The sequence below is a fragment of the Microbacterium sp. LBN7 genome (assembly GCF_045690345.1).
GTDB lineage: Bacteria > Actinomycetota > Actinomycetes > Actinomycetales > Microbacteriaceae > Microbacterium.
The window spans coordinates 2,655,759-2,679,267 of the sequence record NZ_CP147856.1 but is presented as its reverse complement, the minus strand read 5'-3'; the positions used below and the strand labels follow the sequence as shown (position 1 = coordinate 2,679,267).

The 23,509-nt window shown below is 70.4% G+C and carries 24 protein-coding genes; 8 read left to right on the top strand and 16 right to left on the bottom strand.

All coding sequences use genetic code 11. The features are described from left to right. Window positions 1–98: 98 nt before the first annotated feature. Genes LBN7_RS12865 through LBN7_RS12855 form a run of 3 tightly spaced genes read left to right on the top strand, consistent with a single transcriptional unit; the run spans window position 99 to window position 2,363 of the window. Window positions 99–566 (top strand): Lrp/AsnC family transcriptional regulator, encoded by a 468-nt coding sequence (locus LBN7_RS12865; RefSeq protein ID WP_341947498.1) that lies wholly within the window; start codon window positions 99–101, stop codon window positions 564–566. Between the two features lie 49 nt (window positions 567–615). Continuing rightward, window positions 616–2,019, top strand: a complete 1,404-nt coding sequence (locus LBN7_RS12860) for an NAD(P)/FAD-dependent oxidoreductase (protein WP_407359855.1) — start codon at window positions 616–618, stop codon at window positions 2,017–2,019. Next, on the top strand, window positions 2,016–2,363 hold the full coding sequence (locus tag LBN7_RS12855) for a cupin domain-containing protein (RefSeq protein ID WP_341947496.1): 348 nt from the start codon (window positions 2,016–2,018) through the stop codon (window positions 2,361–2,363). Before LBN7_RS12860 ends, LBN7_RS12855 begins: the two co-directional genes overlap by 4 nt. A gap of 81 nt (window positions 2,364–2,444) precedes the next feature. Here the strand turns inward: LBN7_RS12855 and LBN7_RS12850 are convergent, their stop codons facing one another. Genes LBN7_RS12850 through LBN7_RS12840 form a run of 3 tightly spaced genes read right to left on the bottom strand, consistent with a single transcriptional unit; the run spans window position 2,445 to window position 6,096 of the window. Continuing rightward, a complete protein-coding gene (locus LBN7_RS12850) occupies window positions 2,445–3,200 on the bottom strand; it encodes a phosphatase PAP2 family protein (protein ID WP_341947495.1) in 756 nt (251 codons plus the stop codon). Further along, the gene (locus LBN7_RS12845; protein ID WP_407359854.1) at window positions 3,197–4,759 is read right to left on the bottom strand and encodes a carboxylesterase/lipase family protein; all 1,563 of its coding nucleotides are present in this window, start codon (window positions 4,757–4,759) and stop codon (window positions 3,197–3,199) included. The genes LBN7_RS12850 and LBN7_RS12845 overlap by 4 nt, the downstream gene beginning before the upstream one ends. Before the next feature lie 29 nt (window positions 4,760–4,788). After that, window positions 4,789–6,096: an MFS transporter gene (locus LBN7_RS12840; protein WP_341947493.1), complete on the bottom strand. Its 1,308-nt coding sequence runs from the start codon at window positions 6,094–6,096 to the stop codon at window positions 4,789–4,791. Window positions 6,097–6,245: 149 nt separating this feature from the next. Here LBN7_RS12840 and LBN7_RS12835 point away from each other — a divergent pair, with 149 nt between their 5' ends. Further along, window positions 6,246–6,815: a TetR/AcrR family transcriptional regulator gene (locus tag LBN7_RS12835; protein WP_407359853.1), complete on the top strand. Its 570-nt coding sequence runs from the start codon at window positions 6,246–6,248 to the stop codon at window positions 6,813–6,815. 130 nt (window positions 6,816–6,945) lie between these two features. Here the strand turns inward: LBN7_RS12835 and LBN7_RS12830 are convergent, their stop codons facing one another. From LBN7_RS12830 to LBN7_RS12810, 5 genes are all read right to left on the bottom strand, one after another. Beyond that, window positions 6,946–7,938 carry a DNA-methyltransferase gene (locus LBN7_RS12830; RefSeq protein WP_407359852.1) on the bottom strand — a complete coding sequence of 331 codons (993 nt, stop codon included), beginning with the start codon at window positions 7,936–7,938 and terminating at the stop codon, window positions 6,946–6,948. Beyond that, complete coding sequence (locus tag LBN7_RS12825; RefSeq protein ID WP_116633930.1) at window positions 7,917–8,966, bottom strand: biotin/lipoate A/B protein ligase family protein; 1,050 nt, start codon at window positions 8,964–8,966, stop codon at window positions 7,917–7,919. The genes LBN7_RS12830 and LBN7_RS12825 overlap by 22 nt, the downstream gene beginning before the upstream one ends. Before the next feature lie 37 nt (window positions 8,967–9,003). After that, window positions 9,004–9,741: a DUF1684 domain-containing protein gene (locus LBN7_RS12820; protein ID WP_341947489.1), complete on the bottom strand. Its 738-nt coding sequence runs from the start codon at window positions 9,739–9,741 to the stop codon at window positions 9,004–9,006. A gap of 151 nt (window positions 9,742–9,892) precedes the next feature. Beyond that, a complete protein-coding gene (locus LBN7_RS12815) occupies window positions 9,893–10,771 on the bottom strand; it encodes an alpha/beta fold hydrolase (RefSeq protein WP_407359851.1) in 879 nt (292 codons plus the stop codon). A 34-nt stretch (window positions 10,772–10,805) separates the two neighbouring features. Then, window positions 10,806–11,543 carry a copper homeostasis protein CutC gene (locus LBN7_RS12810; protein WP_407359850.1) on the bottom strand — a complete coding sequence of 246 codons (738 nt, stop codon included), beginning with the start codon at window positions 11,541–11,543 and terminating at the stop codon, window positions 10,806–10,808. A gap of 109 nt (window positions 11,544–11,652) precedes the next feature. Here LBN7_RS12810 and LBN7_RS12805 point away from each other — a divergent pair, with 109 nt between their 5' ends. The 3 genes from LBN7_RS12805 (at window position 11,653) to LBN7_RS12795 (ending at window position 13,835) form a co-directional block, all read left to right on the top strand. Next, window positions 11,653–12,045 carry a MarR family transcriptional regulator gene (locus tag LBN7_RS12805; RefSeq protein WP_341947486.1) on the top strand — a complete coding sequence of 131 codons (393 nt, stop codon included), beginning with the start codon at window positions 11,653–11,655 and terminating at the stop codon, window positions 12,043–12,045. Between the two features lie 5 nt (window positions 12,046–12,050). Beyond that, a complete protein-coding gene (locus tag LBN7_RS12800) occupies window positions 12,051–13,379 on the top strand; it encodes an MFS transporter (protein WP_407361720.1) in 1,329 nt (442 codons plus the stop codon). A 69-nt stretch (window positions 13,380–13,448) separates the two neighbouring features. Beyond that, the gene (locus LBN7_RS12795; RefSeq protein ID WP_341947485.1) at window positions 13,449–13,835 is read left to right on the top strand and encodes a hypothetical protein; all 387 of its coding nucleotides are present in this window, start codon (window positions 13,449–13,451) and stop codon (window positions 13,833–13,835) included. A gap of 30 nt (window positions 13,836–13,865) precedes the next feature. On the opposite strand, the gene rocD is transcribed toward LBN7_RS12795, so the two are convergent. The 7 genes from rocD to LBN7_RS12760 all read right to left on the bottom strand — a co-directional run bounded on the left by rocD (window position 13,866) and on the right by LBN7_RS12760 (window position 18,645). Further along, window positions 13,866–15,071: an ornithine--oxo-acid transaminase gene (gene rocD, locus LBN7_RS12790; protein WP_116633923.1), complete on the bottom strand. Its 1,206-nt coding sequence runs from the start codon at window positions 15,069–15,071 to the stop codon at window positions 13,866–13,868. Window positions 15,072–15,100: 29 nt separating this feature from the next. Further along, on the bottom strand, window positions 15,101–15,913 hold the full coding sequence (gene ddaH / locus LBN7_RS12785) for a dimethylargininase (RefSeq protein ID WP_407361719.1): 813 nt from the start codon (window positions 15,911–15,913) through the stop codon (window positions 15,101–15,103). A 251-nt stretch (window positions 15,914–16,164) separates the two neighbouring features. Next, the gene (locus LBN7_RS12780) at window positions 16,165–17,175 is read right to left on the bottom strand and encodes an NAD(P)-dependent alcohol dehydrogenase (protein ID WP_407359849.1); all 1,011 of its coding nucleotides are present in this window, start codon (window positions 17,173–17,175) and stop codon (window positions 16,165–16,167) included. A gap of 1 nt (window position 17,176) precedes the next feature. Continuing rightward, window positions 17,177–17,392 carry a helix-turn-helix transcriptional regulator gene (locus LBN7_RS12775; RefSeq protein ID WP_116633921.1) on the bottom strand — a complete coding sequence of 72 codons (216 nt, stop codon included), beginning with the start codon at window positions 17,390–17,392 and terminating at the stop codon, window positions 17,177–17,179. Further along, complete coding sequence (locus tag LBN7_RS12770; protein WP_243408795.1) at window positions 17,392–17,838, bottom strand: hypothetical protein; 447 nt, start codon at window positions 17,836–17,838, stop codon at window positions 17,392–17,394. Before LBN7_RS12770 ends, LBN7_RS12775 begins: the two co-directional genes overlap by 1 nt. Window positions 17,839–17,920: 82 nt before the next feature. Beyond that, window positions 17,921–18,229, bottom strand: coding sequence for a putative quinol monooxygenase (locus LBN7_RS12765; protein ID WP_341947483.1), 309 nt, complete (start codon window positions 18,227–18,229; stop codon window positions 17,921–17,923). Beyond that, complete coding sequence (locus LBN7_RS12760; RefSeq protein WP_407359848.1) at window positions 18,226–18,645, bottom strand: GlcG/HbpS family heme-binding protein; 420 nt, start codon at window positions 18,643–18,645, stop codon at window positions 18,226–18,228. Before LBN7_RS12760 ends, LBN7_RS12765 begins: the two co-directional genes overlap by 4 nt. A gap of 117 nt (window positions 18,646–18,762) precedes the next feature. Between LBN7_RS12760 and LBN7_RS12755 the strand changes: the two genes are divergently transcribed. Then, window positions 18,763–19,629, top strand: coding sequence for a LysR family transcriptional regulator (locus LBN7_RS12755; protein ID WP_407359847.1), 867 nt, complete (start codon window positions 18,763–18,765; stop codon window positions 19,627–19,629). 15 nt (window positions 19,630–19,644) lie between these two features. Here LBN7_RS12755 and LBN7_RS12750 read toward each other — a convergent pair whose 3' ends face one another. Next, window positions 19,645–23,412 (bottom strand): proline dehydrogenase family protein, encoded by a 3,768-nt coding sequence (locus tag LBN7_RS12750; protein ID WP_407359846.1) that lies wholly within the window; start codon window positions 23,410–23,412, stop codon window positions 19,645–19,647. Window positions 23,413–23,509 lie beyond the last annotated feature (97 nt).

Below are 23,509 nucleotides of genomic sequence, written 5' to 3'. Positions count from 1 at the left end.
CGCCAGCGTAGTGGCTCTGCCACGAAATCAAAAGGTCTGATCACCTTGAAACAACTGAATCAGTTGCTATCCACATTCGAGCCTGACAATATCGACCCATGAGCACGAAGACCAAGCAGCTGGCACTCGACGACATCTCGAAGCGGATCGTCGAGCTCCTGCAGGAGGACGGCCGGCGGCCCTATGCCGAGATCGGGCGCGAGGTGGGACTCAGCGAAGCAGCCGCCCGCCAGCGCGTGCAGCGCATGACCGAGGCGGGCATCATCCAGATCGTCGCCGTCACCGACCCCATGCAGCTGGGCTTCCACCGCATGTCGATGATCGGCATCCGCGTCTCCGGCGATCCTCGAGAGATCGCGGAAGAGCTGACGAAGATCCGCGAGCTGGCCTACGTCGTGGTCACCCTCGGCACCTTCGACATCCTCGTCGAGGCCGTGTGTGAGGACGACGAGCACCTCATCGACCTCATCGCGACCCGCATCCGCACGATCCCGGGCGTCGCGCACACCGAGAGCCTGCTCTACGCCGGCCTCTACAAGGACCTTTACAACTGGGGCACGCGCTGACGCGCACCCCACCGCATCCGCGCCCGAATCCGCACGACCAGGAGTGATCATGGGAACCACCGTCTTCGAACGCCGCCTGCCCGCCCCCGTCGCAGTCGCCGGGTCCCTGCGCGACACCGCGTTCGGGGTGTTCTGGCTCGATGACGTGACGCGCACCGCGCACCCGACCCTCACCGGGCACGTCACGGCCGACCTCGCGATCGTGGGTGGCGGCTATGCCGGGCTGTGGACGGCCGTGCGCGCCAAGGAGCGCGATCCCGAGCGACGCGTCGTGCTGCTCGAGGCGTCGCGCATCGCGTGGGCGGCATCCGGTCGCAACGGCGGATTCTGCGAGGCGAGCCTCACCCACGGTCATGAGAACGGCCTGACCCGCTGGCCCGAGGAGATCGACCGCCTCGAGGAGATGGGACTCGAGAACCTCGACGGCATCGAGCAGACGGTGGCCCGCTACGACATGGACGTCGACTTCGAGCGCACGGGGCAGCTGGCCGTCGCCGTCGAGCCGCACCAGGTCGAGTGGTACCGCGACGAGCCCGGATTCCTCGACCAGGAGGCCGTGCAGGCCGAGGTGCACTCCCCCACGTTCCTCGGCGGCGCCTGGGAGCGCGAGGCCTGCGCGATGGTGCACCCGGCGAAGCTCGGCATGGAGCTGGCGCGCGTCGCGGCCGACCTCGGCGTCGAGATCTACGAGCACAGCCTGGTGAAGCGCGTCGAGGGCGACGGCTCTGGGCCGATCACGCTCGTGACGGCGAACGGACGGGTGACGGCGGATGCCGTGGCTCTCGGCACGAACGTCTTCCCCTCGCTCCTCAAGCGCAACCGGCTGATGACCGTGCCGGTGTACGACTACGTGCTGATGACCGAGCCGCTCTCGACGGAGCAGCTGGCGTCGATCGGCTGGTCGAACCGCCAGGGCCTGGCCGACAGCGCCAACCAGTTCCACTACTACCGACTCACCGCCGACAACCGCATCCTCTTCGGCGGGTACGACGCGATCTACCACTACGGCGGCAAGGTGCGCCCCGAGTACGAGGACCGCATGGAGAGCCACCGCAAGCTCGCCTCGCACTTCTTCACGACGTTCCCGCAGCTCGAGGGCCTGAGGTTCACCCACCGCTGGGCCGGGGCCATCGACTCGTCGAGCCGCTTCTGCGCTTTCTTCGGCACGGCACGAAAGGGCCGCGTGGCCTATGCGACCGGGTTCACCGGGCTCGGCGTCGGGGCGGCGCGCTTCGCCGCCGACGTCATGCTCGACAAGCTGTCGGGCGAGGTGACGGAGCGCACGGATCTGCGGATGGTGCGCGAGAAGCCGATCCCGTTCCCGCCCGAGCCCGCCGCCTCGATCGGCGTGAACCTCGTGCGCGCCGCGATGAACCAGGCCGACCACAACGGGGGCAAGCGCAACCTGTTCCTCAAGACGCTGGATGCCGTCGGCATGGGGTTCGACTCGTGAGCGAACTGCGTCCCGGAGCCGGCGTGGATGCTGCCGCGCTGCTCCTCGTCCACACCCCTCTTCCGGTCGAAGAAGTGCAGGAGGGGTCTCCGACCGCGGCGAGCGCCGCCCTCGCCACACTCGGTGACACCGAGATCGGCGTCTGGGAGATGACCCCGGGCACGGCATCCGACACCGAGGTCGACGAGGTCTTCGTCGTCATCGCGGGTCGCGCGACCATCGCGTTCGACGACCCCGACCTGCCCGACCTCGAGGTCGGTCCGGGCTCGGTGGTACGTCTCGCCGACGGCCAGCGCACGATCTGGACCGTCAGCGAGACGCTGCGGAAGATCTACATCGCCTGAGGCGCGGTCGTTCGAGACGCTTTGCAGGTTCGTTTCACAGTTGCAGGTCGAGATCGCCGATCTCGACCTGCAACTGTGCGATCAACCTGCGTTGCGAGGCCGGATGCGGCGAACGAACCACACCCGCCGCTCGTGATCGCGACCCAGCCACGGCAGGAACGCCCACCACAGCAGCACGGCGACCGCGGCGCCGCCGATCAGCCCCGCACAGGTGTCGGTGAACCAGTGCGCGTTGATCAGCGTGCGCTGCCACACCATCCCGGCCGCCAACAGCACGCCGATCACGATCCAGATCCGTCGCGCCCATACGGCGGATGCCGGGATGAGGGCGAGCACGGTGATGATGATCGCCGCCATGCTCACCGAATGCCCGGAGGGGAAGGAGCCGTGGTCGACCTGCACGAGGGGACCGAACAACCCGGCCACCGTGTCCTCGGCGGGGCGCGGCCTGTCGACGAGGTTCTTGGTGAGCTGCGACAGGAGCCCGGGTCCCGCCAGCTGCACGGCGATCACGAAGAGCGCCGAACGCCACCGTCCCACGAGCACGAGGACCAGCGGCAGAAGGATCATCATCAGCACCGCGCCGGGGAGCTGGCCGAGATGCTGGAACAGCTGGGCGAGCGCGAACGCCGGCACCCACGAGTCGGGCCCGACGCCGACGGCCCCGCGCCACAGGTCGTCGAGGGCTTGAGTCCACGGGGCATCCGGCGCGGCGAGCACGCCGAGCGCGAGCGCGACGAACGCGACCAGCAGTCCGAGCGCCGTCCACAGCATCCACCGCGGGCGCGCGACCGTCACCGGCCGGGTCGAGGACCCGGCCGTCTCCACGGCGGTCACGACGCGGCACCCAGCAGCGGACGCACCGATGCGTAAGCGTCGGCGATGTCACGCGTGGGCGTGTCGTACACCCGTGCGATCCCGCCTGTCCCGTCGTGTCTCGGCCATCCCGGGTCGCCGCTCGTGATGAACGCGACCGCGGCGCCGTGCAGCTCGTCCGCGAGCTCCTGCGGCGGCTTCGGTCCCGCCAGCGGCTCCAACGCCGGGCCGTCGAGGCAGTCGAAGAAGAACGGCACGTCGAGGCAGTGCTCCGCGAATCCGAACTGGCCCGACGGCCAGGAGAACCGATACAGCCAGGTCGGGGCCGACCCCCGATCCTCGACAACGCGCAGCAGCGCCGCGCGGAACATCCGATCGGTGAGCAGCCGACCGGCGAGACGCGCCTTGCCCCGTCGCGCGACATCGACGTTCGCGTCGAGATAAGCCTGCCGCGCGCTCTTCGGAAGGCCGAGCCTGGCGAGCAGGAAGCTCTGCGGCACCCAGCGCAGCGCCCGTTCCGCAGCACCCGTGAATGCCATGGTGAACTCGTCGTCGGTCGCGCCGAGCACGAGCGGCTTGTCAGCTCCGACTCCCGCGCGCAGCGACTCCCTCGTCGACCGCGGCAGCAGGTCGCCGTCGATCGACGGCCCCAGCGGCAGCCCCTCGTCGACGATGGCTCCGAGCGACGACGGGCCGAGCTGCGTGGCCTTCTTCTGCAGCGCCAGCACGCGTTCCTGGGCGAGCGACGAGAATCCCGCGACCGTCGGCTCGACGCCTGCGGTCGCGGCGAGACCCCGGCCGAACGCCTCCGCACGCTCCGCCGACACATCCGCGAGGGCGCCCGAGACCGCGTAGACACCGTGGAACAGATGCTGCGCCTTCTCCATCCCGAGCAGCGTCAGCACCGCGCCACCGCCGGCGGACTGGCCGGCGATCGTCACGCGCGACGGGTCGCCGCCGAACGCCGCGATGTTCTGCTGCACCCACTCGAGCGCCAGCAGCCAGTCGCGCACGCCACGGTTCGACGGGGCATCCTCGATCCAGCCGAAGCCGTCGAAGCCGAGACGGTACGAGATCGACACGGTCACGACGCCGTCGCGGTTGAAGTTGCGGCCGTCGTACCAGGGGCTCGCCGGGGAGCCGGCGAAGTAGCCGCCGCCGTGGATCCAGACGAGCACCGGCAGCCCGGCATCCGGTCCCTCACCGCTGGGCCACTGAGCCTCATCACTGGGTCCCTGAGCCTCACCACTGGGCCCCTGAGCTCGTCGAAGGGCAGGCGTGAACACGTTGACGTTCAGCGTCGACTCCCCATCGACGCTCGGCTCCGGGATGAGCGTCACGCCGGGGTCGCCCCGCTGCGCGGTCGGCCCGAACTCGAGAGCGTCCCTCACCCCGGCCCAGGGCGCCTTCGGCACCGGCGCCTGGAAACGCAACGCGCCCACCGGCGGTTCCGCGAACGGGATGCCGAGGAATGCCGCAGACCGCGGATTCCCCCGCCCACCCGTGGTCGGACGCCAGCGACCTCGCACGCGCCCTGCGGCGGTGGCCACCTCGACGAACTCGGTGTCGGTGTCGGTCATCACAGCATTCTCCTGTTCGTTGCTGAGCATCAGCGCACTCCCTTGATCGGCGCGGTGGCGATCGCGGCGAGGATGACGAAGACGATCGCGAACACGAAGAGCGTCGCGTAGCCCCCCAGCGCCGTGATGATCACTCCGCCGATCGCCGGGCTCAGCGCCTGCGGCACGTTGGTCGCGACGTTGAGGATGCCGAGGTCCTTGCCCGCCGAGACCCCCTCGTTCGGCAGCACCTCGGTCATCAGCGCGGCATCCACCGACATGTACAGCCCGAAGCCGATGCCGTTGATGATGCTCATCAGGATCATGCCGGTCATGTTCGGCTGCAGCAGCGGCATCGCGAGCCCCGCGACCATGACGACGGATGCCGCATAGATGAACACCTTGCGGCGGCCGACCTTGTCGCTCCACCAGCCCGAGAGCGCGATCGCGACGAGGGTCGGCACGAAGGCCACGAGCGTGAGCGTGACCACGGCCCCCTGGGCCTCGGCGAGCGGAAGGCCGATGTAGTCCGTCAGCATGTACAGCTGATAGGCGCTCACGACGAAGTACCCGAGGATGAGCAGGAAGCGGGCGGCGAAGGCCCAGGCGAAGTCCGGGTGGCGGCGCGGGTCGATCCAGAATCCACGGAAGAACGCACCCCAGCGGAACGCATCGACCGCGGCATCCTTCGACGACCAGTCCCGGTTCACGAGGGCGAACAGCAGGGCGGCGACGATCACCGCACCGCCGAAGACGGAGTACCCGATGCCGATCTGCGCGGCGAAGGCGCCGGCCAGCATGATCCCCACCGTCATGCCGAGCTGGGTCCCGAGACCGATCATGGCACTCGCCCCGCCGCGCTTGGCGCGCGGGAAGCGATCGGCGGTGATGGCGGTCAGCGGCGCCTGGAAGAAGTTGAGGGCGACCTGGATGACGACCCAGAACACCGTGATCCAGAGGATGTCGCTGAGCGAGCCGAGACCGAAGAGGAAGATGCCGCCGACGATCGCGCCGATCACCATCCACGGCACCCGACGACCGAAGCGCGAGCGGGTGCGGTCGCTCAGCGCGCCGACGATCGGCTGCGCGAACAGCGTGAAGACGAACGAGATGGTGGTGACCAGGCCGAGGTTGGCGACCTTGTTCGCCTCGTCGATGAGCAGCACCTGACTCGGCAGCAGGATCGCGATGAGCCCGCCGTACGTGGCGAACAGGGTGAGCGAGGCGATCAGCAGACTGGGCAGCAGCCTGCGGTTCGCGGGCGGACTGGCGGCGGGTTCGCCCGCCGACGGCGGCGCCGACCGGATGGTCCCGGTCGGTGCGAGTTCGGCGGCGGGGTCGAGCGGGGACACGGACATGTCGGCTCCTCGTTGAGCGGATGCGGAATGAATCCCAAACGTTGTTTGGTATTCATCGGACATGGTGACAGACGCGTCCTCGCGAGCGCAAGTGATTCACGAACGTTGTTTGATTTTCGTGATCGAGTCGTGACGGATACCCTGGAGCCATGGCGACTCGAGGGGCATACGCGAAGGGCGTCGCCAAGCGCGAGGAGATCCTCGAAGCGGCCCTCGCCGTCGTCGCCGAGCACGGGTATCGCAAGGCCTCGGTGCGGGAGATCGCGGATGCCGCGGGCCTCAGCCCCGCCGGCCTCCTGCACTACTTCGGCACCAAGGAGGAGCTCTTCGTCGCGATCCTCCAGGCGCGCGACGACCGCGACGAGCAGGAGTACGCCGGCGAAGACGTGATCGCGGCCTTCCTCGCGGTGACCCGGCACAACGCCTCTGTCCCCGGACTCGTGCAGCTCTACGCGCAGCTCGCCGCCGAGGCCGGCGACCCCGAGCATCCGGCGCACGACTACTTCCGCGACCGAACCGCGCGCGTCGAGAGCTTCACGCTGGCGCAGGTCGCGGCTGATCAGCAGTCGGGCCTGCTGCGCGACGACCTCGATCCGGCCTGGATCGTGCGGACGATGCACGCCCTCGCCGACGGCCTGCAGTCCGCCTGGATGCTCGACCCGACGCTCGACATGGCCGCTGAGATCGAGCAGTTCCTCGTGCTGCTGCGCCCGGTCTGACCCGCCTGGCCTCCATCTGCAGGCTCATCTCACGCCTGCAGGTCGAAACCGTCGATCTCGACCTGCACGTGTGCGATCAACCGACGGATGCGGGTGTGGGCGGCGCGGCGTTTCGTCTCGCCGCGCTCGCTCAACGACCGGAGGACGAGATGACCTCGGCGTGCGGCATCCGCTCGGTCATCACGCGGACGGCCTCGGGGTTGTCGTCGACGAGCACCGCATCGCGGCCGAGCACCGACGCGACCGCCCCGGTCGTGCCGCTGCCGGCGAAGAGGTCGAGGACGCGGTCGCCGGGACGACTCGACGCCGTGACGATGCGGCGCAGGATGCCCTCGGGCTTCTGCGTCGGATACCCGGTCTTCTCGCGCCCGGTCGTCGGCACGATCGTGTGCCACCAGACATCGGTGGGGAGCTTGCCCCGGGCCGCCTTCTCCGCCGTCACAAGCCCCGGCGCCATGTACGGCTCACGGTCGACATCCTCGGAGTTGAAGACGTAGTCGCGCGGGTTCTTCACGTAGACGAGGATCGTGTCGTGCTTGGTCGGCCAGCGGCGCCGGGACTTCGCTCCGTAGTCGTAGGCCCAGATCAGCTCGTTGAGGAAGCAGTCCCGCCCGAACACCGCATCGAGCATGACCTTCGCGTAGTGCGCCTCGCGGTAGTCGAGGTGCAGGTAGAGGGTGCCGTCGTCGGCGAGGAGCCGCCACGCCTCCTCGAGCCGCGGCATGAGGAACGCCCCGTAGTCGTCGAAGCTGTCGTCGTACGCGCGCAGCATCCCGCGCACCCGCTCGTAGGCGTGCCCGTGGAACCCGTGCCGCACCTCGGTCGCGGCATCCGCGTGTTCGGTATTCAGCAAGACCGGCGCAGAATCGGCCGGCGAGACCCCGTCAGCGGCCGGTTCCCCGGATTCTGACTGAGTTGTGAACGCGCGTCGCGCGGTGACCACCTGCCGCTCCTGCGCGCGACCCGTGTTGAACGGCGGGTCGAGATAGACGAGGGTGAAGGATGCCGCGGGCAGAGACGCCGCGGCGACGAGGTTGTCGCCCTCGATGATCGTGACGGAGCCCTTCGACGCCGGGGCCCCCGAGCCCGTCGAAGGGTCGGTCACGGCACCCGATGCAGCCACGCCTCGGTGGCGAACTTCGACTCCACGAGGGCTTCGGCTGCGGCGTACTCGTCGGGGGCGATCGTGCCCGTCTCGGCATCCGTCAGCGAGCGGAAGGTGTCCTTGAAGCGCTCGATGATCTCGGCGCGGGTCAGCCCGGTCTGGCTGCGCAGCGGGTCCACGCGCTTCGCCGCAGAGGTCGTGCCCTTGTCGCTCAGCTTCTCGCGGCCGATGCGCAGCACCTCGGTCATGGTCTGACCGTCGATGTCGTACGAGAGCGTGGCATGGTGCAGCACCCCGCCGTTCGCGAGGCGCTTCTGCGCGGCGCCGCCGATCTTGCCGGTCGGGCTCGCGATGTCGTTGAGCGGCTGGTACACCGCGTCGATCCCGAGCGACCGCAGCGCCTGCAGCACCCAGTCGTCGAGGAACGCATAGGAGTCGGCGAACGTCATGCCCGCGACGAGGGATGCCGGAACGTACAGCGAGTACGTGATGATCTGTCCCGCGGCCATGAGCATGGCCCCGCCGCCGGAGATTCGGCGCACGACGTCGAAGCCGTGCCGGGCCGCGCCCTCGGGGTCGACCTCGTTGCGGTACGACTGGAACGAGCCGATGACGACGGCGGACTCGTCCCACTCCCAGATGCGCAGCGTCGGCCGGCGGCGCCCTTCGCCGACGCGCGAGGTGAGCACCTCGTCGAGGGCCAGGTTCATCCGCGGCGAGACGGCCTTGTCGTGCACGATCTCCCAGTCGAAGTCGCGCCAGCCCGGTGCGGTCACCAGTGCGCGGCGCACGGCCGTGCCGACGGCTTCGGGCGTGAAGCCGAGCAGTTGGGCCCCGTCGGGCAGAGCCTCGCGCACCGCGGCGGCGATGACCGTCGCATCCGACTCCACCGCCAGGCCGTTCACGGCGGCGTTGATATCGTCGAGCGCCGTGTCGGGCTCGAGGAAGAAGTCGCCGGCGAGTCGGAAACGCGCGATCCTGTCGTCTTCGACGTCGAGGTCGACGACGACCAGCTTTCCTCCTGGAACCTTGTATTCACCGTGCACGGTTCCAGCTTAAGGCGCGCCGGGGGCCCGCGGCGGGTCAGCCGCCGAGCACGACGACGCGTTCGCCCGCCCGGATCGGCGTCGAGTAGCGGTTGCCCGGCAGCGGAAGCGGGCAGACGAACTGATCCGAGAACGCACAGGGCGGGAGGTAGGCGCGGTTGAAGTCGATGATCGCGGAACCGTCATCGGCGGGCTCCTCGACCGGGAGGAAGCGGAACCGGTAGGTCTCGAGTCCGTTGGTGCCGTCGGCGAAGACGGCGCTCAGGGTCCCCTGCGAGCTCCGCGTCACGGTCAGCGTGTGCGGCGCACCCGCGAGCTCGAAGTGCAGACGTCCCGCGACAGGAGACTCCCGCTCCTCGCCGTCGACCGCGGTGATCACGACCCGCTCGTCGGGCGTCTGCTCGAACCGCGCCGGCAGGCGCCAGCGCTCGTCGGGCGCATAGGCGTCGATCGCCGTGAACCATTCGCGCTGCGGACGGGACGGGTTCAGCACCCGCAGAGCCAGCGTTCCGTGACGGTCGAAGACGCGCAGCTCCCGCCGCCCGAGCCGGAAGCTCTCGGCACCCCGCAGCGTCACGCTCGCACCGGACTGCCCGAGCTCGCTGCCGCGGATGCCGCCGTCGCCGGTCAGCGCCCAGAGGCCCGGGATGCCGTCGACGGCCGCCGGCATCTCGATGAGCCAGTTCGTCGACTCCAGGGCCGAGGGACCGTACTCCGATCCCGCGAGCCGCTCACGCGCCGCGTGCCAATCGCGCCATTCGCTGACGAAGCTCATCCGACCGCCCTCTCGCGTTCCCGCGGAATGATGGTCCGAATGTAGAACGACGGCGGCAGCGGCCGCCCGGATGACGTCACGCACCTTCACCGTGCGTAATGTCGCGACTCCGAAGGGAATGCGCGAGCGCTGTGCCGGGTTGCCGCGCGGGTCAGCCGTCCGCGCGCGACGGGAAGCGGCTGTCCAGCCAGGCGAGCACGTCGGCGCGCACCTCGTCCTGCTGCAGCTCGTTGAAGATCTCGTGACGGGCATCGGGGTAGACCAGCGTCGTGACGTCGGCGAGACCGGAACGCGAGCGGTACTCGTCGGCGAGCTTGTGCACGCTGCGCGGTCCGCCCACCGGATCGTCGCGACCGACGAGCAGCAGCATCGGGATGTCGTGGCCCGCCTTCGAGACGAGGCCCTTCGCCGGGCGGCCGTAGAGCTTGGCGGCCTCGATCGGGCCGAAGAGCTTGAGCAGCGGGACGTCGGTGGTGAGCGGGTCCTCATCGAACGCCTCCCACACGGCGGGATCGCGGCTGAGCCACTCGAGGCCGGTCGCACCCTCGTCCTTCGCCCAGCGCGCGTTGAGCGGCGCGGCGTTGAGCGACCCCGGAGTCAGCAAGGCCGATCCGGAGAGGATGACGGCGTCCCAGGCCTCGGGGTGGTGATTGACGAGCTTCTGCGCCAGGAACGATCCCCACGAGTGCCCGAGGAGCACGAGCGGCAGATCGGGGTTCTCGTCGCGGATGATGCCGGTGAGCTGCCAGATCGCGTCTTCGGCCGCGCGGAGTCCGCCCGCGCCGAGACGCCCCAGCCGCGCGGGTCCGCCGTGCTGACGGATGCCGGTGCGGCCGTGGCCGCGATGATCGTCGGCGTACACGACGAATCCGGCATCGGTGAGGGCCTTCGCCAGCACGCCGTATCGGCCGGCGTGCTCGCCGACGCCGTGCAGGAGCTGAACCACTCCTCGGGGCGTCGTGGTGGCCGGATGGACGTCGTAGACGATGGCGATGCCATGGGCGTCGGTGAACTCGCGGGTATCCGTCACGGGGGAGAGCCTACCGACCGCGGGTCGCCGCCGGTTACCGGCCGAGTGCGGCGCAGACCGCGAGAGCCGTGTCGAGGTCGGTGACCTCGTAGCCGCCGACGCCGTCCGCGGCGGAGCCCATGCGCACTCCCCCGACCTCGCGCACCGCCCGCTTCGCGGAGAAGTGGATGGCGTCAACGCCGCTCGCGGCGAGCGCCGGAGCGCTGGCCGCGTCGACCCCGCTGCCGGCCATGACCTCGATCCCGCCCTCGGCGGCGGCGACGAGCATCCGCAGCGTGTCGATGCCGTCGATCGCGACGGATGCCCCGCCGGAGGTGAGCACGCGACGGAGTCCGAGGTCCCTGGCCGTGAGCAGGGTCGCGACCGGATCGGGCGTCACGTCGATCGCGCGGTGGAGGGTGACGGATGCTCCGCCGGCGGCGTCGCGCAGACGCGCCATGGCGTCGACGTCGAGAGAGCCGTCGGCGTCGAGGGCGCCGATCACGACGCCGGCCGCACCGGCGCCGATGGCGCGGCGGACGTCGCGCTCCGAGACAAGGAGCTCGTCCTCGGTGTAGTGGAATCCGCCGGCGCGCGGCCGGATCAGGACGTGCACCTCGGGCCCTCCGGCCCCCGCCGTCTCGACGGCGAGCTCGAGCGTCGCGGGAGACGGCGTGAGCCCACCGAGGGCGAGGGCACTCGCGAGCTCGACGCGCGTCGCGCCGACCTCCGCGGCGATGCGCACTCCGGCGGGGTCCTGCACGGCGATCTCGAGGGCGAGGGTTCGGGTCATCCGACCATTCTGCCGGGTCGCCCTTCCCCTCCTCCAGAAGGTTAGATAGGCTAACTAAGTAATGTCTGCGTCTGATGAATCCCTCCACCTCACCGCCACAGACCTTCGCATGGCCACGTTCCGGCTCGCCCGCCGCCTGCGCTGCGCCCGCGCCGCCGACTCGATGAGCGATGCGCAGCTCGCGGTGCTCGCCGATCTGCGCGTGAACGGGCGCCGCACGATCTCGACGCTCGCCGAGCGCGAACGGGTGACCGCGCCCTCGATGACCAGCATCGTGAACGGCCTCGAGGAGCAGGGCTTCGTCGCCAGGACCCCGGATGAAGACGATCGCCGCCGCGTGCAGGTCGACATCACCGACGCGGGGATCGAGATCGTCGTCGAGACCATCCGCCGCCGCGACGAGCTGCTGGCCGACATGCTCCGCGAGGTCGACTACACCGAGGCGGAGCTGGCCACGCTCCGAGAAGCCAGCGCGCTGATGCGACGGGCGGTCGAGCGATGAGCGCCATGTTCCGCTCGTTCGCGAACATCAACTACCGCATCTGGTTCGCGGGGGCCCTCGTCTCGAACATCGGCGGCTGGATGCAGGCCACGGCGCAGGACTGGGTCGTCCTCACCGAGCTGACCGACAACGACGCGACGGCGATGGGCATCACGATGGCCCTGCAGTTCGGCCCTCCTCTTCTACTGGTGAGTCAGACCGGCTGGGTCGCCGATCGCTTCGACCGACGCCACATCCTGCTGTGCACGCAGACCGCGCTGCTGGGGCTGGCCGTCGCCGTCGGCATCCTGCTGCTCAGCGGCGTCATGACCCTGCCGATGATGTTCTGCTTCGCTCTCGGATTCGGAATCGTGAACGCCTTCGATGCGCCGGCTCGGCAGGCCTTCGTGTCCGACATGGTCACCGCCGGCGACACGTCGAACGCGGTCGCCCTGAACTCGGCATCCTTCAACCTCGCCCGCATGATCGGCCCGGCGGTCGGGGGTCTCCTGATCGTGGCGATCGGCTCCGGCTGGGTGTTCATCGTGAACGCCGCCACGTTCCTCGCGATGATCCTCGCGCTGCTGATGCTGCGGAAGAGCCTGCTCGCCGCGCGCCCGAAGACGCGCAACAGAGGCGGCCTCCTCGCCGGATTCCGGTACGTGTGGGGGCGCAGCGATCTGCGGGTCGTGTTCGTGACCGTGTTCCTCATCGGCGCCTTCGGCATGAACTTCCCGATCTTCGCCTCGACCATGGCGATCGAGTTCGGATCGGGAGCAGACGGCTACGGCGTGCTCAGCTCGATCCTCGCGATCGGCTCCCTCGCGGGTGCCCTGCTCGCGGCCCGGCGCGACCGGGCGCGCGTGCGCGTCGTCATTCTGGCGGCGGGCGGATTCGGCGTCGCCGCGTTCGTCTCCTCGGCCATGCCGACGTACGCGTCGTACGCGGTGACGCTGATGTTCACGGGCTTCATGATCGTGACGCTGCTGACCACGGCGAACGGCTACGTGCAGATGACGACCGACCCCTCGCTGCGCGGACGGGTGCTGGCGCTCTACATGGCGGTGATCATGGGCTCGACGCCGGTCGGCGCGCCCATCGCCGGCTGGGTCGCCGACGCCTTCGGTCCGCGCACGGCGATCATGCTCGGCGGGACGGCCGGATTCGTCGCCTGCGCGATCGGCGCGATCTGGGTGTTCACGTCCGGACGTCTGCACCGCGACGAGAACCGTCGTTTCCTGCTCACTCTCGACGAGACTCGTCCGCTCAGCGTCATCGAGCGGGCCGACCCGATCGAGTTCAGCGACGAGGCCGCCGCGACCACGCCGATCCGCACGGCGACGAAGAACGACTGAACCGTCCTCGCGCGAGGGCCCGTTGTCAACACCCTTCGCGCCTGTCTTCGCCGAACGTAGGGTCGGCGCATGGACCACAACAGCGAAAGCACCCCGCACCCGCAGGATCCGGCCGAAGGCGCCACCGGCGTGGACGGCACGACCGAGAACGAAGGCCACGAGGGCGGCGACGACGGCGCCATCCAGGGCGATGCCGCGCGCGGCGAATCCACCGGCGGCGCGATCCAGGGCAGCGCAGGGCCCGATCATGACGGCTCCGACAGCGGCGACGGCGGCGCGATCCAGGGCGACAGCTCCCGTGGCGAGTCCACGGGCGGCGCGATCCAGGGCAGCGCAGGACCCGGGCACGGGGCACCGCTCGGCGGCGACGAGACGACCGAGGATCAGCTCCAGGCCGACAACGCCGCCGAAGAGGACACCCTGAAGACGCTCGACCCGGATTCCCCGCCGGCCTGAGCCTCCTCTGCCGAGGTGGAGTGACGCGAGTCAGGCCCCGAGAACGAGCTTGAGCTGCTCCACCGCCCAGTCGAGTTCGGTCGCGCGGATCACGAGCGGCGGGGCGATGCGGATCGTCTGGCCGTGCGTGTCCTTCACGAGCACACCGCGGGCGAGCAGCTTCTCGGCGATCTCGCGCCCGGTGCCCTTGGCGGGGTCGATGTCGACGCCCGCCCACAGGCCTGCGATACGGACGGCTGTCACGCCGTGTCCGATCAGGGGCTGCAGCGCCTGATCGAGGTGGGCGCCGAGCGCACGAGCACGCTCCTGGAACTCCCCCGACTCGAGCATCTCGACCACACGGAGGCCGACGGCCGCAGCCAGCGGGTTGCCGCCGAACGTCGAGCCGTGCTCCCCCGGCTGGATGACGCCGAGCACATCGGCGTTGCCGACCACGGCGGAGACGGGCAGGATGCCGCCGCCGAGGGCCTTGCCGAGCAGGTACAGGTCCGGGACGACGCCCTCGCGGTCGCACGCGAACGTCTCTCCGACGCGTCCGAGACCGGACTGGATCTCGTCGGCGATGAACAGCACGTTCTTCTCGTCGCAGATCTCGCGGATGCGACGCAGGTAGCCCTCGGGCGGGATCACGACCCCGGCCTCACCCTGGATCGGCTCCACGAGCACGGCCGCCGTGTCATCCGTGATGGCGGCCGCGATGGCATCCGCATCCCCGTACGGCACCACGTCGAATCCGGGCGTGTACGGGCCGAACCCGTCGCGCGCCGACTCGTCGTCGCTGAAGCTGACGATGGTGGTGGTGCGGCCGTGGAAGTTGCCGGCGGCGACGATGATGCGCGCACGGCCCTCCGCGATGCCCTTCACCCGGTAGCCCCAGGCGCGGGCGACCTTGATCCCGGTCTCGACGGCCTCGGCGCCGGTGTTCATCGGCAGGACCATGTCCTTGCCGGCGAGCTCGGCGAGCGCCGCCGCGAACGGCTCCAGCCGATCGCTCTGGAACGCGCGGCTGATGAGCGTCACGCGCCCCAGCTGCTCGGTGAGAGCTGCGACCAGAGCCGGATGCCGGTGGCCGAAGTTCACGGCGGAATACGCGGCGAGCAGGTCGAGGTAGCGCTTGCCCTCGACATCCGTCAGCCAGGCCCCCTCACCGCGGGCGATGTTCACCGGGAGCGGGTGGTAGTTGTGCGCGACGTGCGGCTCGGTCGCCGCCTCCACCTGGGTCCCTGAGCCTGCCACCTGGGTCCCTGAGCCTGTCGAAGGGCCCGTCACTTGGCACCGCGCAGCTCGAGCGTGCAGCACTTGATGCCACCGCCGCCGAGCAGGAGCTCGGACAGGTCGATCATGATCGGGTTGTAGCCGCGCTCGCGCAGCTGCTGCTCGAAGCCCTTGGCCCGCGGCGAGATGACCACGTTGTAGCCGTCGCTCGCGGCGTTCAGGCCGAAGACCGAGCCGTCCTCGTCCGACACGAGGATCGCGTCGGGGAAGCGCTCCTCGAGGATCGCGCGGCTGGCGTCGTCGAAGGCGCCGGGGAGGTAGGCGATGTTGGCGCGCTCGGGCCCGCCGTTCTCGGTGCCCTGCACCGGGTCGAGCACGGCGATCGCGGTGTCGAGGTGGTAGAAGCGCGGATCCACGAGGTTCAGCGACACGACCTCACGACCGAACACCTCGCCGACCTCCCGGTGGCTGTCGCCGGTCGAACGGAAGCCGGTGCCCGCCAGGATCACGTCGCCGACGAGCAGGAAGTCGCCCTCGCCCTCGTTGACCTCCTCCGGGATGACGGTGTCGTAGCCGGCCGCGCGGAACCAGTCGGCGAAGGCCGGGGACTCGCCCTGGCGCTCCACGAACCGGAACTTCGGCACATAGGCGCGGCCGTCGATGAGGAAGCCTCCGTTGGCCGTGTAGACCATGTCGGGGAATCCGGCGAGCGGCTCGATGAGCTCGACCTCGTGGCCGAGCTCGAGGTAGAGGTCGTGCAGCTGCTGCCACTGCTCGACGGCCTTCGCCGTGTCGGTCGGGTTGGCCGGCTCCATCCACGGGTTGATCTTGTAGCTGACGGTGAAGTGCGACGGCTTGCACATCAGGTAGTGACGGTGGTGCGCGGTGCGGGTGGGCACAGCGGTCGCGGTGGTCTCAGGCGTCGACAGCGTGTTTTCGAAAGACAAGATGCTCCTCGGAACGATACGCGGCGGACTCTGTCCAGGGGCCCGGCGGTCCTTCGACCCGCTTCTCGTCAGAGGGGTTGCGGGGAAGATGCGACTCGAGCACGCCAGCTCCCATTCTGTCATCCACCCCCTGTACGTCGCCAGAGCGCGCCGGGATGCCGAGCGCGTCAGCCGGCGCGCACGACGAGCTTGCCGACCGTGTGCCCGGCTTCGATGTGGGCGAGCGCGGCGGATGCCTCGGCGAAGGGGTACTCGCGCTCGATCACCGGGGAGATGCGCCCCTCGGCGACGAGCTCCAGCAGCTTGGCCAGCACCTCGGGGCGCGGCGAGGCCGCGAGAGGACGGATGCGGCGGGATCCGATCGAGAGGAAGGCCGCCTTGATCATGCGCGGCACCGGACCCATGATGTGCCCGCCGTCGCCGGTCACCAGCACCACCGTGCCGCCGGGCGCGACGAGGCGCTGCAGTTCGCGCAGCGGCATCCCTCCGGCGATGTCGATCACCGCGTCGAAGTGCTCGGCCGGCAGCTCGCTCAGCGGCGAGGTGCGGTGGTCGAGGGTGCGGGTGGCGCCGAGGTACTCGACGAGCGGCGCGTTGCGGGTGCGGCAGGTGGCCCAGACCTCGGCGCCGCGCAGGGCGGCGAGCTGCACCGCGAAGGTGCCCACCCCGCCGGATGCCCCGATGATGAGCACGCGTGGCGCGCTGCCGGCGCGCAGCCCGACCTCCGCGAGATCGAGCGCCTGCCAGGCGGTCCCGCCGGCGACGGGAAGGCACGCGGCGATCGCGGGGTCGACGTCGGGCGGGACCGGCACGAGCCGGGCTGCGGGGACGCGCACGTAGGTCGCGAGCCCGCCTCCCCCGACGAGCTCTCCCACCACGTGCTCGTCGAGCTCGGCGCCCACGACGTCGGGGCCGACCGCGACCACGGTTCCGGCGACCTCGATGCCGCGCACCGGGTACTTCGGCTTCGTCATGCCGAAGATCGGCCGCACGAGCAGGGGATCTCCGAGCATGAGGCGGACGTCGCCGGCGTTGAGGGCCGTGGCGCTCACGCGGAGGACCACCTCGCCGCGACCGGGGACCGGCACGGGGATCTCCTGCAGTGTCGTCCCGGAGGCGGGGCCGTAGGTGTCGCGGCGCCAGGCGGTCATGGTCGGGGTTTCAGACGTGTTGTCCATGTCACTGCTCCGGGTACTGGAAGAGGGCGTCGATCCCCACGCCGAAGGCGCGGGCGATCTGGAAGGCGAGCTCGAGCGTGGGCGAGTACTTCTCCTGCTCGATCGCGATGAGCGTCTGCCGGGTCACGCCGATCGTGCGGGCGAGGTCGGCCTGGGTCATCCCCGCCGACTCCCGGTGGGCGCGGATGCTGTTGGAGACGCGGGTCGGCTTGACCATCAGATCAGCCCCCGGCGGTACGCGATGACGCGGGCGACGCTGCCGATGGCGGCGGCGACCCAGAAGCCGGCGAACATCGTGTTCGCGATCCAGAAGACGTCGGCCCCGACCGCGCAGAGGGCGATCACGCCGAGTCCCGCGATCACGACGAAGGCCTGCTCGACGCGTCCGCCCAGGCGGCTGATGTCGCGATCGCGGATGTCGGCCTGGCCGATGCCGCCGGCATCCTTCACTCCGGCGATCATGCCCCAGACGATGCTGAGGATGATCACGGCGAGGATGCTGCCGCCGATCACCCACAGCATGAGCGGGAACCAGTCGACGTCGGTGAGCGGACCGCCCGCGGCCTGCTGCACGATGAGGATGACGTAGACGATCATCGTGATCGGGCTCACGATCAACCCCGCCCAGGCGTTGCGCTCCTCGTAGACCATGATGCCTCCCATGTAAAAGATTCTTGACACGAGAGTACGCCTCAGCGCTCCCTCGTGTCAAGAATCTTTTACATCGGCTCCGGTCGCCGAGGCCTCAGTCCGAGACCTGCGTGAGGAACGTCAGCGCGAGCGGCTCGGCGAGCAGGTCGTCGGCCTGTGCCGCGAAAGCCACGTAGTGGGCGGTCTGCTGGTGCTCGCCGAGAGCGCCCATCGACGCGAACGCCTCGCGCATGACGAACGTGCCCGGCGCCTCGGTCTTCTCGAACAGGACGTAGTCGAGGTTTCCCGGCTCTGCCCTGGTCGGCTCGATGAGCGGCAGCAGCGCGCGCCGCAGGTCGTCACGCCGCCCCTCGCGCGCGACCAGCGTCGCCAGCGAGACGACGACCTCGCCCGCCGAGCTCACGCCGACGCTCCGATGGCCGCTGCCGCTGTGACAGCGATCGCGTGGTCCTGCTCGGCCGTGCCGCCGCCGACGCCGACGGCGCCGATGATCTCTCCCTGTGTGTCTCGGACGGGTACTGCTCCTCCGAGGAAGGCGAGCGGCGCGGCGACGGCGTGCTCGAACCCGAACAGCGGTCCCCCGGGAGCGGTCGCGCCGGCGAGGTCGGCCGTCGCGGTGCCGCCGAAGTACAGCGTCGTGCGGGCCTTGCTCAGGCTCGCGTCGATCGCCGCGATCGGCGCCCCGTCCTGTCGGACGACCAGCACGGGCTGCACCCCGGCATCGACGATGGTGATGACGACGGCGACGCCGTGCTGCCGAGCCGCGTCCTGGGCGGCGGCGGCGGCGCGGGACGCGGTTTCGATGGTGAGAGCGGTCATGGTTCTTCCTGTCTGTCCGGACGCCCGGTGCGGCGTCTGAGGGATGGAACACACCGCCCTCGATCCCCATACCCCACATGCGATGCAAGAAAGCGCTGATATCCATACACTCAAGACATGGATGTGACCGAGCGGCAGCTCCGCGCCTTCATCGCCGTGTGCGACGAGGGCTCGATCACGCGCGCCGCTGCGCGTCTCTTCGTCAGTCAGCCGACCCTGTCCCGCCAGCTCGTCGCGCTCGAACAGGCCCTCGGCGTCGCCCTGGTCGAGCGCCTCCCTCGGTCCACGCGTCCGACCACCGCCGGGCGCACCCTGCTCGACACGGCGCGGGCGGTGGTCGCCGCCCACGATGACCTCGTCCGGACGGCGCGCACCGTGACCAGCGGCGCGGTCGGAGAGCTGCGGGTCGGCACCCTGTACTCCCTCAGCCTGGGCATCCTCCCGGCGATCCTCGCGGACTGGCGATCGCAGCATCCGCGCGTGCAGGCCGAGCTCCACGAGTTCCGCCATCAGGAGGAGCTGGTGGTCGGCCTCCTCGCCGGGGCGTTCGATCTCGCGATCGGCCCGGTCCCCGAGGGCTGGACGGGCGGTCGGAGCCGACTGGTCGAGGAGGAGTTCGTCGTGGTGCTCTCCGGCGCCGATCGACGGACTCCCGACGGCCCGCTCGACCTCGCCGATCTGCGGGACGACGACTGGGTGCACTTCACGCCGGGCAACGGATTGGGGGAACTGCTCGACGCGGCCTGCGCGCGTGCCGGGTTCATCCCGCGTGCCGCCCTGCGCACCGAGCAGGCCCGGGCCGCGGTCGAGTACGCCCTGCACGGGCTCGGCCATACCCTGGTGCCACGAAACATCGTGCCTCCGCAGGTCGCGGCGCACGCGCTGCGGGAACCCGTGCGCCGCGACATCTCGGTCTACTGGCGCGGTGCCACGGACCCGCTGATCCGCTCGCTTCTCGCCAGCGTGACCACGAGCGGACGCTGAGACGCGCCGATCCGCTCAGATGACCTCGCTGAAGCGGCGGTCGACGTTCCCGTAGCGATGCGCGGTGATGCTGATGGACTGCTCGTGCACGAAGGGCAGCAGCTCGATGCGCGCGGCCGCCGTCACCTCGCCGTCGTACACCGCGAGGTCGGGATCACCGCTCGACGCCACGGCCAGCGACGCATGGGCAGCGGCGACCGTGTCACGTCCGCCGACCAGACGCACGCGGTTGCGGGCCGCGGTCGGGCGACGATCGCCCTCGGCGGGCTCGTCGTGGCGCAGCATCCGCTCGATCCACTCCGCCTCGGTCTCGAGGAAGACGACGGCGTCCAGATCCCCCAGCGCCCGGCGCACCTCGGCCGGCAGGCCGGTCGGGCTGGAGAGCACGAAGCGGGCACCGGCGCGCACACCGGCGATCACGACGCGCAGCAGATCCTGCAGGGCCGCGTCGTCCGTCGCGCGGATCTCGACGGGCACCGGCCGGTAGCGGAAGAGGTTGCGCTCGACACCGAGTCGGGACACGTCGCGCACCTGCCCGAACTCGCGATCCCAGGCGAGCGCGTCCGACAGGGCAGAGCGTCGCAGCCACTCGAACGGCTCGTAGGCGAGCGATGGCTGCGCCGCTTCGATGAGGGCGGTGATCCGGGAGTCGAGACCGCGAAGGTGCAGGGTGCTGGATGCCGGCCCGCCGGGGTGCGAGCGCCACGACCCGAGTCCGATCAGGTAGTTCGGCCCGCCGGCCTTGGCGCCGGGGCCGACCGATGAGCGCTTCCAGCCGCCGAACGGCTGCCGCTGCACGATGGCACCGGTGATGCCCCGGTTGACGTAGAGGTTCCCCGCCTGCACGCGGTCGAGCCACTGCGCGAGATCGTCGGGATCCTGGGTGTGCAGGCCGGCCGTGAGGCCGTAGGCGACCGCGTTCTGCAGCTCGATCGCCCGCTCGAGCGTGGGAGCGTGCATCACGCCGAGCACGGGACCGAAGAACTCCTCGGTGTGGAAGCGCGATCCGGCCTGCACGCCGACCCGGATGCCGGGGCGCCAGAGCCGTCCGCTGCCGTCGTCGTCCGCCGCGAGCTCCGGCCGGATGAGCCACTGCTCGTCGCCCTCCAGCTCGGTCAGTGCCCAGGCGAGCTTGCCCTGCGGCTTCTCGATCACCGGACCGACCTCGGCGAGCGGATCCGTGGGCCAGCCGACGTGCAGGGAGCGGACGGCATCCGCCAGCTGCCGGGCGAAGCGCGGAGAGCGTCCGACCGGTCCGACCAGGATCGCCAGCGAGGCCGCCGAGCACTTCTGACCGGCGTGGCCGAAGGCGCTCTTGACGAGGTCGGCGACGGCGAGATCGAGGTCGGCGGACGGCATGACGATCATCGCGTTCTTGCCGCTCGTCTCGGCGAGCAGAGGCAGATCGGGTCGCCAGGAGCGGAACAGCGCCGCCGTGTCCCAGGCGCCGGTGAGGATCACGCGATCGACCGCGTCGTGACCGATGAGCGCGCGACCGAGGTCGCCCTCCTCGATGTCGACGAGAGCGAGCACGTCGCGCGGGACACCGGCCTGCCAGAGGGACTCCGCGACCACGGCCGCCGAGCGGCGCGCCTGCGGGGCGGGCTTGAACACCACGCCCGAACCTGCGGCGAGCGCCGCGAGCACGCCGCCCGCCGGGATCGCGACGGGGAAGTTCCAGGGCGGCGTCACCACGGTCACCTTCGCGGGGAGGAAGGTCGCTCCCGCGATCGCATCGAGCTCGCGGGCCTTGGCCGCGTAGTAGCGGGCGAAGTCGACCGCCTCGCTGACCTCGACGTCGGCCTCGGCGAAGACCTTGCCGGTCTCGGATGCTGCGACCTCGATCAGCTCGCCGCGACGCGACTCGAGCGCGGCGGCGGCGCGGAGCAGCACTTCGGCACGCTCGGCGGCCGGGCGGGAACCCCAGGCGGGAGCCGCGTCGCGCACCCGCTGCGCGGTGTCGTCGAGGGCAGCGGGATCGTCGATCAGCGCGGCATCGAGCGTGGTGCGGCCGGCCGTCGAACCGCGGATGCCGTCGCGCACGGAGCGCGCCCAGTCGCGGTTGGCCGGAAGCGAGGGATCGCTGTCCGCGGTGTTCGAGAATCCGGGAGCGCCGCCGGCGTCCTCCGGCGCTTCCCGCGCCGAGTAGACGGCGGTCTCGAGGAAGGCCTCGCCGTCGCCGTCATCCGATCCGCGCGAGATGCCGAGCACGGCCTTCGTGAGGTCGACCTCGGGGGTCGGGGCCGCGAGCGCCGGGCGCACCGACTCGTGCACGGGGGCGAGCCGGTCCTGCGTGCGACGGGGACCGATGCGCAGCGTCGGGTCGGTGGAGCGGTCGAGGGCGTCGAGGAAGCGATCCTGCTCGCGCACGAACAGGGCCTCGTCCTCGTCGAGCCGGAACGCTGCGGAGAGGAAATTGTCGGCCGACGCGTTCTCCTCGAGCCGGCGCACCAGGTAGCTGATGGCGACGTCGAACTCGGCCGGCTCCACGACCGGCACGTACAGGAGCACGGCGCCGACCTCGCGGGAGACGGCCTGCACCTGCCCCTGCGCCATCCCCAGCAGCATCTCGAACTCGATCGGCGGTTGCCCCGCACCCGGAACCTGGGTCCCTGAGCTCGTCGAAGGGCGGACTCCGCGTTCCCCGGCCAGCAGCCAGGCGTACGCGATGCCGAAGAGATTGTGCCCGGCGATGCCCAGCTTCACCGCGGCGGTGCGCTCGGGGGTCAGCGCCCAGTCGAGACAGCGGAGGTAGTTCGCGTCGGTGTCGAGCTTCGTGTCGTAGGTCGCCGGGGTCCAGCCGTGCAGCCGCGCCTCGACGTTCTCCATCGCGAGGTTCGCGCCCTTCACGAGGCGCACCTTGATCGGGGCTCCGCCGTGCGCGACCCGGTCCTGCGCCCACGCGGTGAGCTCCTGCAGGGCGGGGAGGGCATCGGGCAGATAGGCCTGCAGCACGATGCCCGCTTCGAGGTGCTGCAGTCGCGGGTCCTCGAGGATACGCGTGTAGACCGCGATCGTGAGATCGAGGTCGCGATACTCCTCCATGTCGAGGTTGATGAAGGTCTGGGTCCCTGAGCCCATCCCCTCCTGGGTCCCTGAGCCTGTCGAAGGGCCCGCCGCCGTCAGATAGAGCGGCATCAGCCGCTCGACCACCTGGTCGACGACCTCGTCGAACGCCCACATCGAGATGTGACTGATGATCGCCGACACCTTCACCGAGACGTAGTCGACGTCGGGGCGGCGGATCAGCTCGTGGATGCCATCGAGCCGACGCTTCGCCTCGGCTTCGCCCAGCACGGCCTCGCCGAGGAGGTTGAGGTTGACGCGCGCGGCGGTTCCGGTGGTCGTCGAGGGCGTGCGGATCTTCTCCAGCGCCGGTCCGAGCTTCGCGGGGCGGGCGTCGACGACGAGGTGCCCCACCATGTCGCGGAGCACCCGCCGGGCGATCGGCACGACCGGGGACGGCAGCACCTGCGCCATGCCCCCGCCGAGGCGCACGGCGGAGCGCAGGTACCACGGCAGGAACTCGGGCACGATCGGAGCGATCCGGTGCAGCTGGGATGCGGCCGCGGCCAGGCTCTCCGGACGCATCACGCCGTCGACGAAACCGAGGGTGAAGGGGAGCCCGTTCGCATCCTGCAGCACGCCGGCGAGCCGCTCCGCCGCGGGGTCGACCTCGGCCGCCGCGGCCTCGGTCACCCAGCGGCGCGCGAGCTCGACGGCACGATCCGCGAGAGGAGCGGATGCCACGGCATCCGCGGAGGATGACGACGACTCTGCCATGGTCTCCACATTAGGTCTGGATGCCGCTCGAGCAGCGGACGCCACCCGGTCGACGCCGCCACCTGTTCGCAATCGCGTCCACCGACGTGCGCCCGGC